This window comes from bacterium, assembly GCA_013360195.1.
In the GTDB taxonomy this organism is placed as follows: Bacteria; Electryoneota; RPQS01; order RPQS01; family RPQS01; genus JABWCQ01.
Genome location: JABWCQ010000005.1, coordinates 22,691 through 36,455, shown reverse-complemented (window position 1 = coordinate 36,455; position 13,765 = coordinate 22,691). Strand labels below are relative to the sequence as shown.

The following is a 13,765-nucleotide window of genomic DNA, read 5'->3' as shown; positions in this document are numbered from 1 at the left end:
TGAGCATAATTAAGCAAAAATAGCCGTTTTTGGCTCCGAGGAATCCCTGCGCCGCATCCCGCTCGATATCCGCAATGAATACGACCCACTAAAGGTCGTCATCGTCCACCGTCCCGGAAATGAACTTGACCGCCTCACTCCAGGCAATGTGCAGGGCTTCCTGATGGAAGATATTCCGTTCTTGCGGAATATGCAGAAGGAGCACGATGCCTTCTCGAATACCATGCGCGAACACGGAGTTGAGGTCATGACGCTCAGCGACCTCGTTTGTGATGTGACTGCAAGCGAAACCGGACGCGAGCGGCTGGTGCGGGAAGCGTGTGAACTCAATCATAACCAAGCACTGATTGAACCGATTCTTGAGCACTTTTCGCCCGAGGCTACTTGTAGACTCGTCTTCGAAGGTCTGACGGAGCAGGAATTCGCGAAGATCACCCGCGAATCCACTGAGGAGCTCAATATTCATCACGACAGATTCCTCATTGACCCGAGCCCCAATTCATACTTCACGCGCGACCCGGCCATGGTATTTCGTGGCGACGTAATTTCATGCAATGCGCACTATCCTGCCCGTATCCGGGAAACGTGGGTGACACATACCGTCCTCGAATTGCATCCCGCGTTCAGCGGTACAAGGTTTATCTTCGGTGTCTCGGATATGGAAGCGCGGCCATACACCATTGAAGGCGGCGATATCATCGTCATCAACGAGGATGCAATCGCTGTCGGACAGAGTGAACGCACGCGCAGCGAAACCATCGCGTTGCTGGCCGCAAATCTCTTTCATGCGGGCAAGGCCAAACGCGTGTATGAAGTTGCGATTCCGCAGGAGCGTGTGTACATGCATTTGGACACGGTGTTCACCATCGTCGGACCGCACACCGTTGTGTGTTACCCGCCGGTCATTGAGCACAGTCCCTCGGTGAGGTGTTACGAAGCGGCGGACGACGGCAAGCCCTTGGTGAAACGCGAGCGGCGCACGTTGATTGACATCCTTAGAGATGAATTGGGCGAACCGCTGACCGTCATTCGTACAGCCAACGGTGACCCGCGCTATGCCGCACGTGAACAGCGCAGCGCCGGTTCAAACATGCTGGCACTCGCTCCCAACCGCGTCATTTCCTACGAACGAAACATACATACCAACCGTGCCCTACGAGACAACGGTGTGGAAGTACTCGAGATCCCCGGCAGCGAACTTGTTCGCGGTCTCGGCGGACCACGCTGCATGTCCATGCCGCTGTTTCGCTCGGCAAACTAACAACGATCCCATCTTCTCTACTACTTAATCTTCTGCTATGAAACGAATCAAAACCATCATCCAAGGCGCTGCCGGCCGTGACTTCCACAACTTCAACACAATTTATCGTGATAACGAAACTTATGACGTTGTGGCCTTCACGGCCGCTCAAATTCCCGGTATTGACGACCGAACCTATCCGGCAGTACTTGCCGGAAAACTCTATCCCAAGGGGATTCCCATTCACGCCGAAAAGGACCTCGAAAAGTTAATCGAGAAGCATCAGATTGACGAGGTCGTCTATTCATACAGTGATGTCAAGCACGAATATGTCATGCATTGGGCGTCGCGCATACTCGCGTGCGGAGCCAATTTCAAATTGGTCGGCGGCCGTGAGACCATGATTAAGTCTACGAAACCCGTCGTTGCCGTCTGTGCCGTGCGAACCGGTGCGGGCAAATCGCAAACCACGCGCAAAGTTGCGGAGATTCTCAAGGCGGCGGGGAAAAAGGTCGTTGCTGTGCGTCACCCCATGCCCTACGGAGATTTGTCAATGCAAATCGTACAGCGCTTCGGAGCCATTTCCGACCTCAAGAAGCACAAGTGCACGATTGAGGAAATGGAGGAATACGAACCGCATATTGCGCGCGGACAAGTGATTTACGCGGGCGTGGACTACGAAAAGATTCTGCGCGAAGCGGAAAAAGAGGCCGATGTCGTCTTGTGGGACGGAGGAAACAACGATCTGCCATTCTTCAAGCCGGATATCTATATAACTGTCGCCGATCCGCTGCGTGCAGGAAATGAAATGTCCTACTATCCCGGCGAAACCAATTTCCGCATGGCGGACATCATTGTCATCAACAAGGTCGACAGCGCTTCGCTTGAGCAGATGCAGCAGTTGCGTCTTTCCATCGAAAAGCACAATCCCAAAGCAATGGTGATTGATGCGGCATCGCCCATCAAGGTGGAAAAGCCCGAGCTGATTCGAGGCAAGCGCGTTCTTGTCATCGAAGACGGACCGACCTGCACCCACGGAGAAATGAAGTACGGTGCGGGTGTCGTTGCCGCGAAGAAATACGGTGCCGCCGAAATGGTGGATCCCCGGCCCTACGCAGTCGGTTCAATCGCGGAAACTTTCAAAATCTATCCGGAAATCGGTTCGCTTTTGCCGGCAATGGGATATGGTGACAAGCAAATGAAGGACCTCGAAGCCACAATCACCAAGGCTAAAGTTGACTCCGTCATCGTTGCCACGCCGATTGATCTCGCTCGCGTGATCAAAATTACCAAACCCGCCGTACGAGTCATGTATGATCTGCAGGAAATCGGCACGCCGACCCTTGAAGACGCACTTGCCCCGCTGTTGACGGCAAAGCGCAAGAAGTAACCAATTCACTTCGAATCCACGTTGTGCGCCTGGCTCGGCAGTCAGGCGCGCCCTGTTTGAGGCCGGAACCGATTTTGAGAAACCGGCAACACAATAATTCTCTCATGCTGCAGAAGTTAAAGAAATTCGTCCACCGTTCGCTCGATTACATCATTCATCCGGTGCTGCGGAGACACGCGATATATCAGCCGCCGGATGCCGCCGCTCAGCTCCAACTGATGCTGACCTATCAGAATTTGGTCCGTGAGAACAAGCCGCTGCCTCCTCTCCGTGACACCGGTTTTCGTGTCTATTCCGAGTGCGACGAGGACGGTATTCTGCTCTACATTTTTTCGTTAATCGGATGGACGAACAAACGATGCGTGGAAGTCTGCGCGGGTGACGGTATTCAGTGCAACACGACCAACCTCATTCTCCATCACGGATTCAACGGTTTACTGATAGACGGTGACTCAGAATTAGTGAACAGGGGCAGAAAGTTCTTTATGCGGCATCCGAACACCGCCGTGTTCCCGCCGCCCTTTGTGCATGCCTGGATTACAAGGAGAAACATTAACGAGCTGATTTCGAACCACGGATTCTCAGGTGAGATTGACCTGCTGTCCCTTGACATGGACGGTATGGACTATTGGATTCTCAGTGAGCTGAACGTCATTCAGCCGCGAGTGATTGTCCTTGAGTATCTCGAAATCATCGGACCCGAACGCGCTATCACCGTCCCTTACAGCGATGACTTCTGGGGTTTCGCAAAATACACAACCAACGGCATGATGGACTATGCCGGTGCCTCGCTTTTGGCCTTCACTAAGCTGCTTGCCGGCCGGGGATACAGATTGGTCGGCTGCAACCGCTTCAACTATAACGCATTTTTCGTCAAAGAAGAACTTGCCCGGGACGTGCTGCCCGGAGCAAAAGTCAGCGACTGCTTTAGTCACCCCAAGGCACAATGGGGAATGGCAGAGCGATTCCCGAAAGTCAAGAACCTGCCATGGGTCGACGTGTAAGTTCGCTGCGGAACTGTACAAAAACAACCCGGACAAATTATGCAAGAAGTTACTCATTTGCTGGATTCCATCCAGTATAATCCCGATGCCGTCGTCAGCAAGACGCTCGTCAAGAAACCGACCGGCACAATCACACTGTTCGCCTTTGATCAAGGACAGGAGCTCTCGGAGCATTCCGCTCCGTTCGATGCGATGGTGCAGGTCCTTGACGGCGAAGTCGAGCTCTTAATCGGCGGCGAGTCCGTCATCGCACACGCCAACGAATTCGTTGTTATGCCTGCCAATATCCCCCATGCGGTCAAAGCGAAATCCAGATTCAAAATGCTTCTGACGATGATTCGCGGCGCGGCGTAAAAGCAGCCACGAACCGGAAAAATGAACGGCGACTCATGCGAGTCGCCGTTTACGTTTGCCGACAGGATGTTAGTTATGCTACAGGCCTTGAGAGTCGCTCCAGCGCCGCTTTGGCATTGTTATACACGAGCGCATGCGGCAGGTCAAACAGCCGTCGTATCTGCAAAGCGGACTTGAAACATTCACTTGCCTTCTCGTTCTCCTCCATCCCCTCGTACGCAATCCCTTCGAAATAGGCTGTTGCCGCCGAATTTCGATTGCCGAGGCTGAACTCCTGCAGTGCAAACTGGTAGTCCTTCTTTCCCAAAGCGATCGCGCCGCGCAGCGCGTGCAGCATTGTCTCTAACTTGGAGCGGTTCAAGCTGACCGGCAGTACGCTGCAGATAACATCCACATTATTCAGTTTCCGCTCGGCCGCGGCAAAATTCCCTTGGGGTACATCCACATACAGTGCCAGCCTGATCTCATGATGAAGATTGTTGTTCTCCTTCAGCGTGTTTGGCAGTTTGGATCTTCGCAAGAGCTCGGTTGACTGCAGGAATTCTCGCTCAGCCTCGTCATAGCGCCCCATCAAACTTAAGACCTCGCCCCGTATGTTCAAGTTCTGCGCAACTGTTACCGGATCCGTCGCCGCATTCAGATATTGTGCGCGCACGTTCAATTCCTCAAGGCATTGCGCCGGTTGCCCCTGGTAAAGAAAAGACAGCGCGCTCATCAAGAGCAGCGCGTCCAACTCGGCTGTGGATTGTGAAACGAGCATCTGCTGCCGAATCTCGCGTCGGGCGTCTTCGTGTCGTCTGAGCATGATGAGATTCGTGGCGACTCCAACACGTGCGTTCATAAAGTGACTGTCGATTTCTAGCGCTCGTCGGTATTGCTCAAGCGACTCCTCATATCGTCCGTTTCTGAGCAAGAACTCGCCGTAGGAGTCCAGCGGATTTGGCTCGTTCGGAAGATAGTGCGCATACAACCGGAACATCTCTTCCGCCTTGGCTGTTTCACCCAAAAGTTGATACTCATACCCAAGCGTATTATAGATGCACACGCGGGTCGAATCAAGCGTCAGCGCCCTTTGATATGCAGGCACCGCCTTCGAAGCGTCTTCAAAGCGAAGATAGCAGTCTCCAAGAAGCTTATGCGCAAGCGGGTCATTCGGGTACATGCTTGCAAGCTTCTCAAAGTTAGCCGCTGCGCCGTCCAGATTGCTTTCGAGCAGGCAGCGGGTCCCGCTTATCCACAATCTTTCGCCGGGAGAGACCTTATTCATCAACTTGCCTGCATGACCGATAAGCTCCTCATTGCGGTCCTCAAGCACGTTTATGCCGAGGATGATGCTTGGAGCCACCTTGCTGGCCACCGGTCTTGAGAGTTCATCCGCTTGCTGCAGCGTCGCCGCTTGAGCACCGTGATTCAACTCGCACATCGCCAATCCAAGATATCCGAGTGCGAACTCTGAATCCAATTCTATCGCCGCTAACATCTTCTCTCGTGCCGCATCGAGATGAAAGCGCTCGCATAACGACATGCCTTCCCAAAAGAGTGCGCGGGACTCAGCTGACTTGGTCGAAATCGGGATCCTTTCAGATTCAACTCGTGAGCATGCCAGCAAAAAGAGAGCCGTCCCGACGTATATTATGATAGGGAGAGTTTTCATGTCCAACCTCCATTGGATACCTCTCTTTATTGGACTAAAGCAATTCAGAGGAAGTTTCCTTGCGATTCAGTTGCGTGTGAAGCGATTGGATACAATTATGAAGAACTGTCCGTATCAGAGTTTCGCACAGCAAGTTATGTGAGAAATTCACACAACTTGTATATTGCGCCGGCAGAATTATTCATCAAAGGGGGGCCGAGGTGGCCTTGCCCCCCAACTCGCCCACTGTCCGGATCATTGTCGTGTGCTTTACTTGATAAGAACCATCTTCCGGGTCTCGCTGTAGCCTGGCGCGGTTAGTCTGTTTAAGACTGTAGTGGTCACTAACGGCAGGTGGCCGAACCTGGCTTCCGGGAGGAAGCGAGATACACTTGATCATCTCAAACTTCGAATCGAACCACCATAAGCAGTTTCCTGCTGCAACTGGGCCGCACCAGTTCCATTGATTCTGGCCGTTAAACCAACCGTCCTGTCTCTGATCAAAATCCGGCATACCGTCCGTTCTCTGTTCCTGCGGTGGTACGCCCGCCGCGTGCTGAGCATAGTCAATAAATCCGTCTTTGGTAACCCAGTCGGCTTGTGCCAAAGAGATTATTCCAAGACCGGTGAGCACAATTAACAGTAGGTACATTCTCTTCCTCATACGTCCTCCTTCTGGCAGCACTCGCTGCCCTCCTGTTTTTGGCGAGGTTCTCTCCACCCTCCGCCAAAAGAAAACCACCAGTCCATTGTAGTGAACTGGTGGCAAGTTGCGTTATTCCAACTCATGGTCAGGCAATACTCGGCAGGCAGATCTCGATTACCATCGAGCCAGCCCGCAGCTGCCACAAAGTGAATATTAGGCTTCTGGCAAGAATATTGGGGTTTTCTCCGACTATTGCCACTACTGATTACAATGGAAAGTCACGAACTGCACTATTCTTCGTGCTGGGTCAACAGCAACTTTATTAAACTCCTCGATTCAAGTCGATGACCACTCAATGCTGAGAGGCAATGTCCCTTCGATGTTTATTCCGGATCATGCACCGCACGTACGTGTCCGATAATTTGTAACACTTGCGAGAGGCTGGGGAAATCTGTATATTCCTGATTATCAGAATTTATTTTCTAAACGAATAAGGAACATAAGGTTATGATTCGCGTTGAATCAACGCCCGAGTTTGTCGCCGAAGCATACCGCAAAATGGATGAGCGGATCGCCGTCATTCGCAAAAAACTCGGACGCCCGCTGACTTTGGCTGAAAAACACATCTTCGGACATCTCGATGACCCGCATACTGAAGACCTGCAGCCCGGCAGGTCTTATTTGCAACTACGTCCCGACCGTGTGGCCATGCAAGACGCCACCGCGCAAATGGCCCTTCTCCAATTCATGTCCGCAGGACTCAAGAGCGTAGCCGTTCCTACCACAGTCCACTGCGACCATTTGATTCAAGCTCGAGTCGGCGCATCCGAAGACCTGAAAAACGCGGTCGTAACCAACAAGGAAGTCTACGACTTCCTGCGCACCGTTTCACAAAAATACAACATCGGTTTCTGGAAGCCCGGTGCCGGAATCATTCATCAGGTTGTGCTCGAACAGTATGCTTTCCCCGGCGGAATGATGATTGGCACCGACTCACATACCCCCAATGCCGGCGGACTGGCCATGTTCGCGTCTGGTGTCGGAGGAGCGGACGCTGTAGACGTCATGGCCGGACTGCCGTGGGAAGTGCTCTTCCCGCAGCGCATCGGTGTGCACCTGACCGGAAAAATGAACGGTTGGGCTTCGGCCAAGGATATCATTCTGGTTGTTCTCGGCATACTCACGGTCAAAGGCGGCACAAACGCGGTCATCGAGTATTTCGGCGAAGGGGCCGAATCAATCTCCGCAACCGGCAAGGGTACCATCTGTAACATGGGCGCGGAACTCGGCGCGACCACGTCCGTATTCCCCTATGACGCCGCTATGGAACGATACCTGCGTGCGACGGAGCGCGGAGCATTGGCCGACTTGGCCAACAGAAACAAGAATCTTATCACTCTCGATGCGGAAGTCGTTAAGTCGCCCGAAAAATACTTCGACCGTGTCATCGAAATAGATTTGAACAAGCTTGAGCCTTATGTAGTCGGCCCGCATTCTCCTGATGCCGCCCGTCCGATTTCGCAATTGAAATCCGCCGCGAAAGACAATGGCTGGCCGGAAAAATTGACCAATGCCTTAATCGGATCCTGCACGAATTCCTCCTATGAAGACATCTGCCGTGCCGCAGAAGTAGCTGATCAGGCCATCGCTCTCGGAAAGAAGGCCGCCATCAATCTCTATGTGACTCCCGGCAGCGAGCAAGTTTTCCAAACTATCAAGCGTGACGGCCAAATGCAGCGCCTCGAAAAAATCGGCGCTACCGTACTCGCAAACGCGTGCGGGCCGTGCATCGGACAATGGAAGCGTGATGACATTAGCGGGGATGAAGTCAATTCCATCATTTCATCCTACAACCGCAACTTCCCGGGACGTAACGACGGATCTCCAAATACGCTCTCGTTTCTCACAAGCCCCGAAATTACGGTTGCCTATGCTCTGGCCGGTACGCTTGACTTTGATCCTATGAGCGACGTCGTGCCCGGTTTGGGAGTGAAACTCGCACCGCCGTCTCCTGCTCCTGAACTCCCGCCGTCCGGATACATCAAGGATACCGAAGGCTATCTCGCTCCGGCCACCGGCAATGTCGAAGTCATCGTTGACCCGAAATCCGAACGGTTGCAAGTGCTCACTCCCTTCGAACCGTGGAACGGCAAAGATTACCTCGACCTCCCGTTGCTGTTGAAAGCCAAAGGGAAATGCACTACCGACCACATTTCCCCGGCCGGAAAGTGGCTCAAGTTTCGCGGCCACCTCGATAATATTTCCAACAACATGTTCAGCGGCGCCATCAATGCATTTGACGGCGAACGCGGAGTGATTACACACCCGCTCACTGGTGCAAAAAAAGTTGAAGTCTCGAAAGCCGCGCGAGATATCAAAGCCGCCGGCTCAAAATGGATTGTCGTCGGAGACGAAAACTACGGTGAAGGCTCTTCACGCGAGCATGCCGCTATGTCGCCGCGCCTGCTCGGTTGCGCCGCAGTCATTACCAGAAGCTTCGCCCGTATCCATCAGTCGAATCTGAAGAAACAGGGCATCCTGCCGCTCACCTTCCAAAATCCCGCCGACTACGACAAAATTCAGGAAGGCGACAAGCTCTCTTTGCTCGACTTGGCCAACCTCGCTCCCGGTAAGCCAGTCAAACTCGTGGTCAAGCACGGCAACGGCACAAGCGATGAGATGATGCTCGACCACACGCTGAACAGCGAACAGATTGCCTGGTTCCGTGCAGGAAGTGCGTTAAATCTTCTGCGAGACAAGGCGAAATGAACTCCCGTCCGATTGATGCAGGAGTCAAAATCGGACACGTACATCTAAAGGTGTCTGACCTCGACCGTGCGCTGGAATTCTACTGCGGTGTGCTCGGTTTCGAACTCGTGCAGAAAATGGGAACCCAAGCCGCCTTCATTTCCGCCGGCGGGTATCATCACCACATCGGGCTAAATACGTGGCACAGCAAAGACGCACCTCCGCCTCCGCTGCATCATACCGGCCTCTATCATGTCGCGATTGTCTATCCGTCTCGTTATGCTCTTGCCGATGCGCTCAAGCGTCTGTTGGATGCGAAAATACCGCTCGACGGCGCGGCTGACCACGGTGTCAGCGAAGCCCTCTATTTGCATGACCCCGACCACAACGGCATCGAACTCTATTGGGACAGACCAGAAGTCGAGTGGCCGCGGGACCCCGACCGCAAACTCAGGATGGTCACCGAACCGCTCGACCTGGAAGATTTGTTAAGCGAACTTGAATAGAATGAAGCGCCCTGTCTTTTTGGACAGGGCGCGACGCTCAAAAGTAGTTGTCCCCTACTTGTGGAATATCAATGCTGCGCCCGCTAAGATCAGCCCGAAACCTGAAAGCATCTTGAGCGTTACAGGCTCTTTGAGATACCAAACGGAGAAGAAGCAAAACACCGTCAGCGTGATGACTTCCTGCATCGTCTTGAGTTGCGCTCCGGAGAAGTGATGATAGCCCCAGCGATTCGCGGGAACCTGCAAACAGTATTCGAAAAATGCGATTCCCCAACTGGCCAGCACCACAAGCCAAAGTGGATACTCACGAAACTTCAGATGACCGTACCATGCAAACGTCATGAAGATATTTGAGGCCAGCAGCAGCCCAACAGTTAGGAGAGTCGTTTGCAGCATCTCAGTGACCGTTTAGTTTTCTTCTGCGCTCCAGCGCCCGCAGCCGCGCCAGTGTCTTGTTCCTGATTTTCATTTCGCCTGAGCGCAGCACGTCCGTGTTGTCGTCATGCCGGCGATAGCGATAGCAAACCTTATGAACACGGCCGACTTCGTACTTCTCTCCGCATTTCAGCACAAGGTCGTAATCCTCGCCGTAATGGCCGAGTTCGCCCTCGTCAAATCCGCCGAATTCGAGTATCACGCTGCGATGCCAGCAGCGCAGAGCGCCCGCGCCGTCACGCCGCAAAATGTTGTTCCGGTTGTATTGCTCGTGCTTGATGACGCCAAGGTCCGGCAGTGTGTTGCCGTCAACGTCCATTAACTCATAGTAACTGATGGCAAGCCCCCATGTCGGGTTGCTGTCCAAATGTTCGGCCATGGTCCGCAGCGTGTGCGGCAGATGCTCGTCGTCGCTGTCAAGCTGGGCGATGTACTTGCCTCGCGCGGCGCGCACGCCAAGATTTAATGAAACCGAAATGATATTGCGGTCGTTCTCTATTAACCGGATGCGCGGGTCGTGGGCCATGTATTCACGGACAACCTGACGCGTGTTGTCGGTCGAGCCGTTGTCTACGATGATGTATTCCCAGTCGGAAATGTCCGCCGCCTGTACCGACTCTATCGCCCTCCCAATAAACTTGGCGCGGTTATACACGGGCGTCACCACCGAAACCCGCACTCCGTCCGTTGTCGGACCTGCCGGAGGCGTGTTTGTTCTCTCGCCCTCAAGCCACGCGTGCTCGCGCTTCAGAAAATTGTAGAATACTTGCTCTGTGTGGTGTTCCGTTTCCTTGTCCATGAACAAATACGAAAACCCGCCCAGCGCGCCGCGTCCCGGATAGAATAACTTCGATTTCTTTGCCTGTTCCGTGGCATCTGTCTGCGGAGTTGGAACGACCGCAAGCGCGCCGCCGATGTGAATCCGGGTGTTCTTGCCCCAGCTCTTTAGCAGCAAATCGTAGAACGCCGCTTTGTAGTGCTGTTCGTCAAGACCGCCGCTCGCAAGCAGCCAATCTACGTTGACTGCCCACGCCGGACCCCAGTCTTCGCGTTCGGTGATATCGCCTAAGTCCTGACGCACTGGTTGCGGCGAATCGCCTTTTTCGTCGCGCCACAAGTAGTCACCGTAAAAAAATCGTCCGCCAGGGTGCGCGGCTGCGGCTGTAATCAAGGTTTCTTTCCAGCCCTGTGCCAATGCGCACAAGTCTGCCGGAAGAAACATCAGCAGACCGCTTTGTGCGCGCCGCGCCGCTTCGTTCATGCAGGCCGCGAAATTCGCCGCGTCCGACGTCAATCGCACGACGTTGTTCGACTCGTTGGCCGGCCCGGCGGCAAATAATGTAACGTCGTTCAGTTCATTCATGGGGAAATCCGGAGTGAATCCGGACTCCCCGACCTGTGTCCAGCCGGAAAGTTTCATGCGTTTTTGTCGCTCGCTGTGCGCGAGTATTTGTTTCGGTTTACTATTCTGCTCGGTGGCTCTTGCTGCTGAGCCCAATCAGTTTGCGCTCGCGCTGTCCGGCGGCGGGGCGCGAGGTTTCGCTCATATCGGTGTTCTGAAAGCTCTCGAAGAAGAGGGCATTGTCCCTGACATGATCTTCGGCTCGTCCATCGGCGCTATCATCGGCGGTCTCTATTGCGCCGGATACACCCCTGATGAATTGCGCGTTATCGCCGCCGAAATTGACTGGGGACAACTCTTTCTCGACAGCCCGCAAAGACGAAATCTCGTCCTCGCGCAAAAAGAAAACTCCGGTAAGGCCATTGTCACTCTCCGCTTCCGCGGATGGTCTCCCGAAGTCCCGATGGCAGTCACCTCCGGTCAAAAACTCTATGACCTGCTCTTCGACCTCGAACAGCGCGCTCCCTATCATGTCTGGAATAGCTTCGACGACCTGCCCATTTGCTTCCGTACCGTCGCCTCCGACCTCACCTACGGCAAACCAGTCATCTTTCGCAGCGGAAGTCTTGCCGAAGCCATGCGCGCTTCATCATCCTTCCCACTCGTTTACGTCCCCTATCCCCTCGGTGACAAACGTCTTGTTGACGGCGGAGTCACGGAAAACATTCCCGTCGAACTTGCCCGCAAGGAAGGCAGCAAATTCGTCGTTGCCGTTGACCTGACCGGTGATATCAATCCCCGCGAGCGCATGGACCAACCGTGGGAACTCGTGGACAGAGTGACTTCCGTTCTCCAACTCGACCAGAATGCACGCTCCCTCGCCAATGCCGATGCCGTTATCGTCCCTGAAGTCGGTCTGCACTCCTCGACGGACTTCACCGGTGTTGACAGCCTCATTCAAGCCGGCTACATCGCGACCAAGGAAATCGCCGACCAGCTCCGTTACCTCATGAATGAGCACGGCATCACGCCGCGCCCGCGTTTTGCTGCAAATCGCCACGGCCTCTCAATCTCCAAACGAACCCGCGACGAGTTTGACACCAACTTCCCCAATAACGGCCAAGCCGCAACTCGAATCATCCACGACGGTATCACAGTCTTTCCCGATTCAGTCGTGCGGGACGTTCCTCCCTCTGACGTCGCGCGAATGTACAGAGACCGCGGCCATACTCTCGCCCGCCCCATTCGCCTCGAGCAAAGCATCGACGGCGGGCTCTATTGCAAGTGGGATGAAGGGGTCGTTCGAAATATCAATGTGGACGGAGTCTCCTTCAGCAAAACCTACGCTGTCCTTCGCGACTTTCCGATAAAAACCGGGGAGCTCTTTGAGTCTCGCCGTGCGCGGCGGGGTCTCAATCAAATCCAGGGAAGCGAACACTTCGAACTGGTGACGCTCTCGCCCGCCGCTACCGACACTGGAACATCTCTGACAATTCGCGCTGTCGAACGGCCAACTCCGCAAATCCGTCTCGGTGCCGGCTATTCAAGTGAACGAAAGGGAAGAGGATTCATCGAATTCGTGCATGACCATCTCGGTCCATACGGCGGACGACTCATGCTGTTCGGCAAATACGGTGAACAGGATGAAGAAGTGCGCGTTACCCGCCGCTTCGACCGTGTGCTTCGCTCGAGCTTCACCGCCGAGTGGACGGCCAACTGGGTACGGGAAGAGTACCGCGGCTTCGACACGCGCCATAAGCCCGTCTCATTCTTCTTCTTCGAGAAAGCTGGCACCGAAGCCTGGGTTGGAAAAGGTCTCAGACGCTGGGGGGAACTCAGTGGAGGGGCCGGCTATCGCGATTTTCGTACCGGCGGAGTATCGGTCGAAACTAAGGCGCACCACCTTTGGATTGGTCTCAGGTCGCACGTGGATACTCAAGATAAATACCCGTTCCCGACGCGCGGCGTCATGCTCCGCACACGTTATCTGCACAATATCAGCGCATCGAACGGCGAACAGTACAATCGCCTGACTGCCACTGCCGCTGGGTACTTCCCGATTCAACCGCGCTGGACAATCGGTGTGCGCTCAATTTACGCGTGGAACGACTTTCAACTTCCGCTCTGGGGACAATACCACTTCGGCGGAGAACATGAAATGCCCGGTTTACATGCCGGTGAACGATTCGGTAACTCCAAATTTACGACTCAGCTTGAAGCTCGCTTTGACTTGCTGTCAAGACTGCTCGCTGATGCGTACATTTCCACCCTCTACACCGTCGGCGGAATTTCGCAGCTCTCCGACCCCATTCCTGCCGCCGATGACTTCAGACACAGTATCGGCGCGCGTTTCTCTCTCTCTACCTTCCTCGGTCCAATGTCCCTCACCGCTGCCGAAATGATTAAGAGCGACATGGAAACCGGCAACTTCCTGCTCTATCTGAATCTCGGACACGAGTTCTGAGTC

Annotated in this window: 12 protein-coding genes; 8 read left to right on the top strand and 4 right to left on the bottom strand. The window is 54.1% G+C overall.

All coding sequences use genetic code 11. The features are described 5' to 3' along the window. Positions 1-19: 19 nt before the first annotated feature. From HUU59_05295 to HUU59_05280, 4 genes are all read left to right on the top strand, one after another. Complete coding sequence (locus HUU59_05295) at positions 20-1,261, top strand: arginine deiminase (GenBank protein ID NUO18844.1); 1,242 nt, start codon at positions 20-22, stop codon at positions 1,259-1,261. Positions 1,262-1,298: 37 nt separating this feature from the next. Next, positions 1,299-2,630 carry a GTPase gene (locus HUU59_05290; protein NUO18843.1) on the top strand — a complete coding sequence of 444 codons (1,332 nt, stop codon included), beginning with the start codon at positions 1,299-1,301 and terminating at the stop codon, positions 2,628-2,630. A gap of 104 nt (positions 2,631-2,734) precedes the next feature. Continuing rightward, on the top strand, positions 2,735-3,634 hold the full coding sequence (locus HUU59_05285) for a hypothetical protein (GenBank protein NUO18842.1): 900 nt from the start codon (positions 2,735-2,737) through the stop codon (positions 3,632-3,634). Between the two features lie 39 nt (positions 3,635-3,673). After that, a complete protein-coding gene (locus tag HUU59_05280; GenBank protein ID NUO18841.1) occupies positions 3,674-3,988 on the top strand; it encodes a cupin domain-containing protein in 315 nt (104 codons plus the stop codon). A gap of 73 nt (positions 3,989-4,061) precedes the next feature. Here the strand turns inward: HUU59_05280 and HUU59_05275 are convergent, their stop codons facing one another. Then, positions 4,062-5,642 carry a tetratricopeptide repeat protein gene (locus HUU59_05275; protein ID NUO18840.1) on the bottom strand — a complete coding sequence of 527 codons (1,581 nt, stop codon included), beginning with the start codon at positions 5,640-5,642 and terminating at the stop codon, positions 4,062-4,064. On the opposite strand from HUU59_05275, the gene HUU59_05270 reads away from it, so the two are divergent. Then, entirely contained in the window at positions 5,641-5,784 is a 144-nt protein-coding gene (locus HUU59_05270) for a hypothetical protein (GenBank protein NUO18839.1), read from the top strand. The genes HUU59_05275 and HUU59_05270 overlap by 2 nt on opposite strands. 42 nt (positions 5,785-5,826) lie before the next feature. Here the strand turns inward: HUU59_05270 and HUU59_05265 are convergent, their stop codons facing one another. Continuing rightward, positions 5,827-6,273, bottom strand: a complete 447-nt coding sequence (locus tag HUU59_05265; protein ID NUO18838.1) for a hypothetical protein — start codon at positions 6,271-6,273, stop codon at positions 5,827-5,829. A 501-nt stretch (positions 6,274-6,774) separates the two neighbouring features. Between HUU59_05265 and HUU59_05260 the strand changes: the two genes are divergently transcribed. Further along, positions 6,775-9,036, top strand: coding sequence for an aconitate hydratase (locus HUU59_05260; GenBank protein ID NUO18837.1), 2,262 nt, complete (start codon positions 6,775-6,777; stop codon positions 9,034-9,036). Next, a complete protein-coding gene (locus tag HUU59_05255; protein ID NUO18836.1) occupies positions 9,033-9,521 on the top strand; it encodes a VOC family protein in 489 nt (162 codons plus the stop codon). The genes HUU59_05260 and HUU59_05255 overlap by 4 nt, the downstream gene beginning before the upstream one ends. A gap of 54 nt (positions 9,522-9,575) precedes the next feature. Here the strand turns inward: HUU59_05255 and HUU59_05250 are convergent, their stop codons facing one another. Then, a complete protein-coding gene (locus HUU59_05250) occupies positions 9,576-9,917 on the bottom strand; it encodes a DMT family protein (protein ID NUO18835.1) in 342 nt (113 codons plus the stop codon). Between the two features lies 1 nt (position 9,918). Beyond that, entirely contained in the window at positions 9,919-11,376 is a 1,458-nt protein-coding gene (locus HUU59_05245; protein NUO18834.1) for a glycosyltransferase, read from the bottom strand. On the opposite strand from HUU59_05245, the gene HUU59_05240 reads away from it, so the two are divergent. Continuing rightward, the gene (locus HUU59_05240; GenBank protein NUO18833.1) at positions 11,375-13,762 is read left to right on the top strand and encodes a patatin-like phospholipase family protein; all 2,388 of its coding nucleotides are present in this window, start codon (positions 11,375-11,377) and stop codon (positions 13,760-13,762) included. The two genes, HUU59_05245 and HUU59_05240, sit on opposite strands and share 2 nt — an antisense overlap. Positions 13,763-13,765 lie beyond the last annotated feature (3 nt).

What these genes read in the sequence shown, in the direction of transcription:
- HUU59_05290 (NUO18843.1), top strand. Translation starts at nt 1,299, where the DNA reads ATGAAACGAATCAAAACCATCATCCAAGGCGCTGCCGGCCGTGACTTC.
- HUU59_05285 (NUO18842.1), top strand. Translation starts at nt 2,735, where the DNA reads ATGCTGCAGAAGTTAAAGAAATTCGTCCACCGTTCGCTCGATTACATC.
- HUU59_05280 (NUO18841.1), top strand. Translation starts at nt 3,674, where the DNA reads ATGCAAGAAGTTACTCATTTGCTGGATTCCATCCAGTATAATCCCGAT.
- HUU59_05270 (NUO18839.1), top strand. Translation starts at nt 5,641, where the DNA reads ATGTCCAACCTCCATTGGATACCTCTCTTTATTGGACTAAAGCAATTC.
- HUU59_05275 (NUO18840.1), bottom strand. Translation starts at nt 5,642, where the DNA reads ATGAAAACTCTCCCTATCATAATATACGTCGGGACGGCTCTCTTTTTG.
- HUU59_05265 (NUO18838.1), bottom strand. Translation starts at nt 6,273, where the DNA reads ATGTACCTACTGTTAATTGTGCTCACCGGTCTTGGAATAATCTCTTTG.
- HUU59_05260 (NUO18837.1), top strand. Translation starts at nt 6,775, where the DNA reads ATGATTCGCGTTGAATCAACGCCCGAGTTTGTCGCCGAAGCATACCGC.
- HUU59_05255 (NUO18836.1), top strand. Translation starts at nt 9,033, where the DNA reads ATGAACTCCCGTCCGATTGATGCAGGAGTCAAAATCGGACACGTACAT.
- HUU59_05250 (NUO18835.1), bottom strand. Translation starts at nt 9,917, where the DNA reads ATGCTGCAAACGACTCTCCTAACTGTTGGGCTGCTGCTGGCCTCAAAT.
- HUU59_05240 (NUO18833.1), top strand. Translation starts at nt 11,375, where the DNA reads ATGCGTTTTTGTCGCTCGCTGTGCGCGAGTATTTGTTTCGGTTTACTA.
- HUU59_05245 (NUO18834.1), bottom strand. Translation starts at nt 11,376, where the DNA reads ATGAAACTTTCCGGCTGGACACAGGTCGGGGAGTCCGGATTCACTCCG.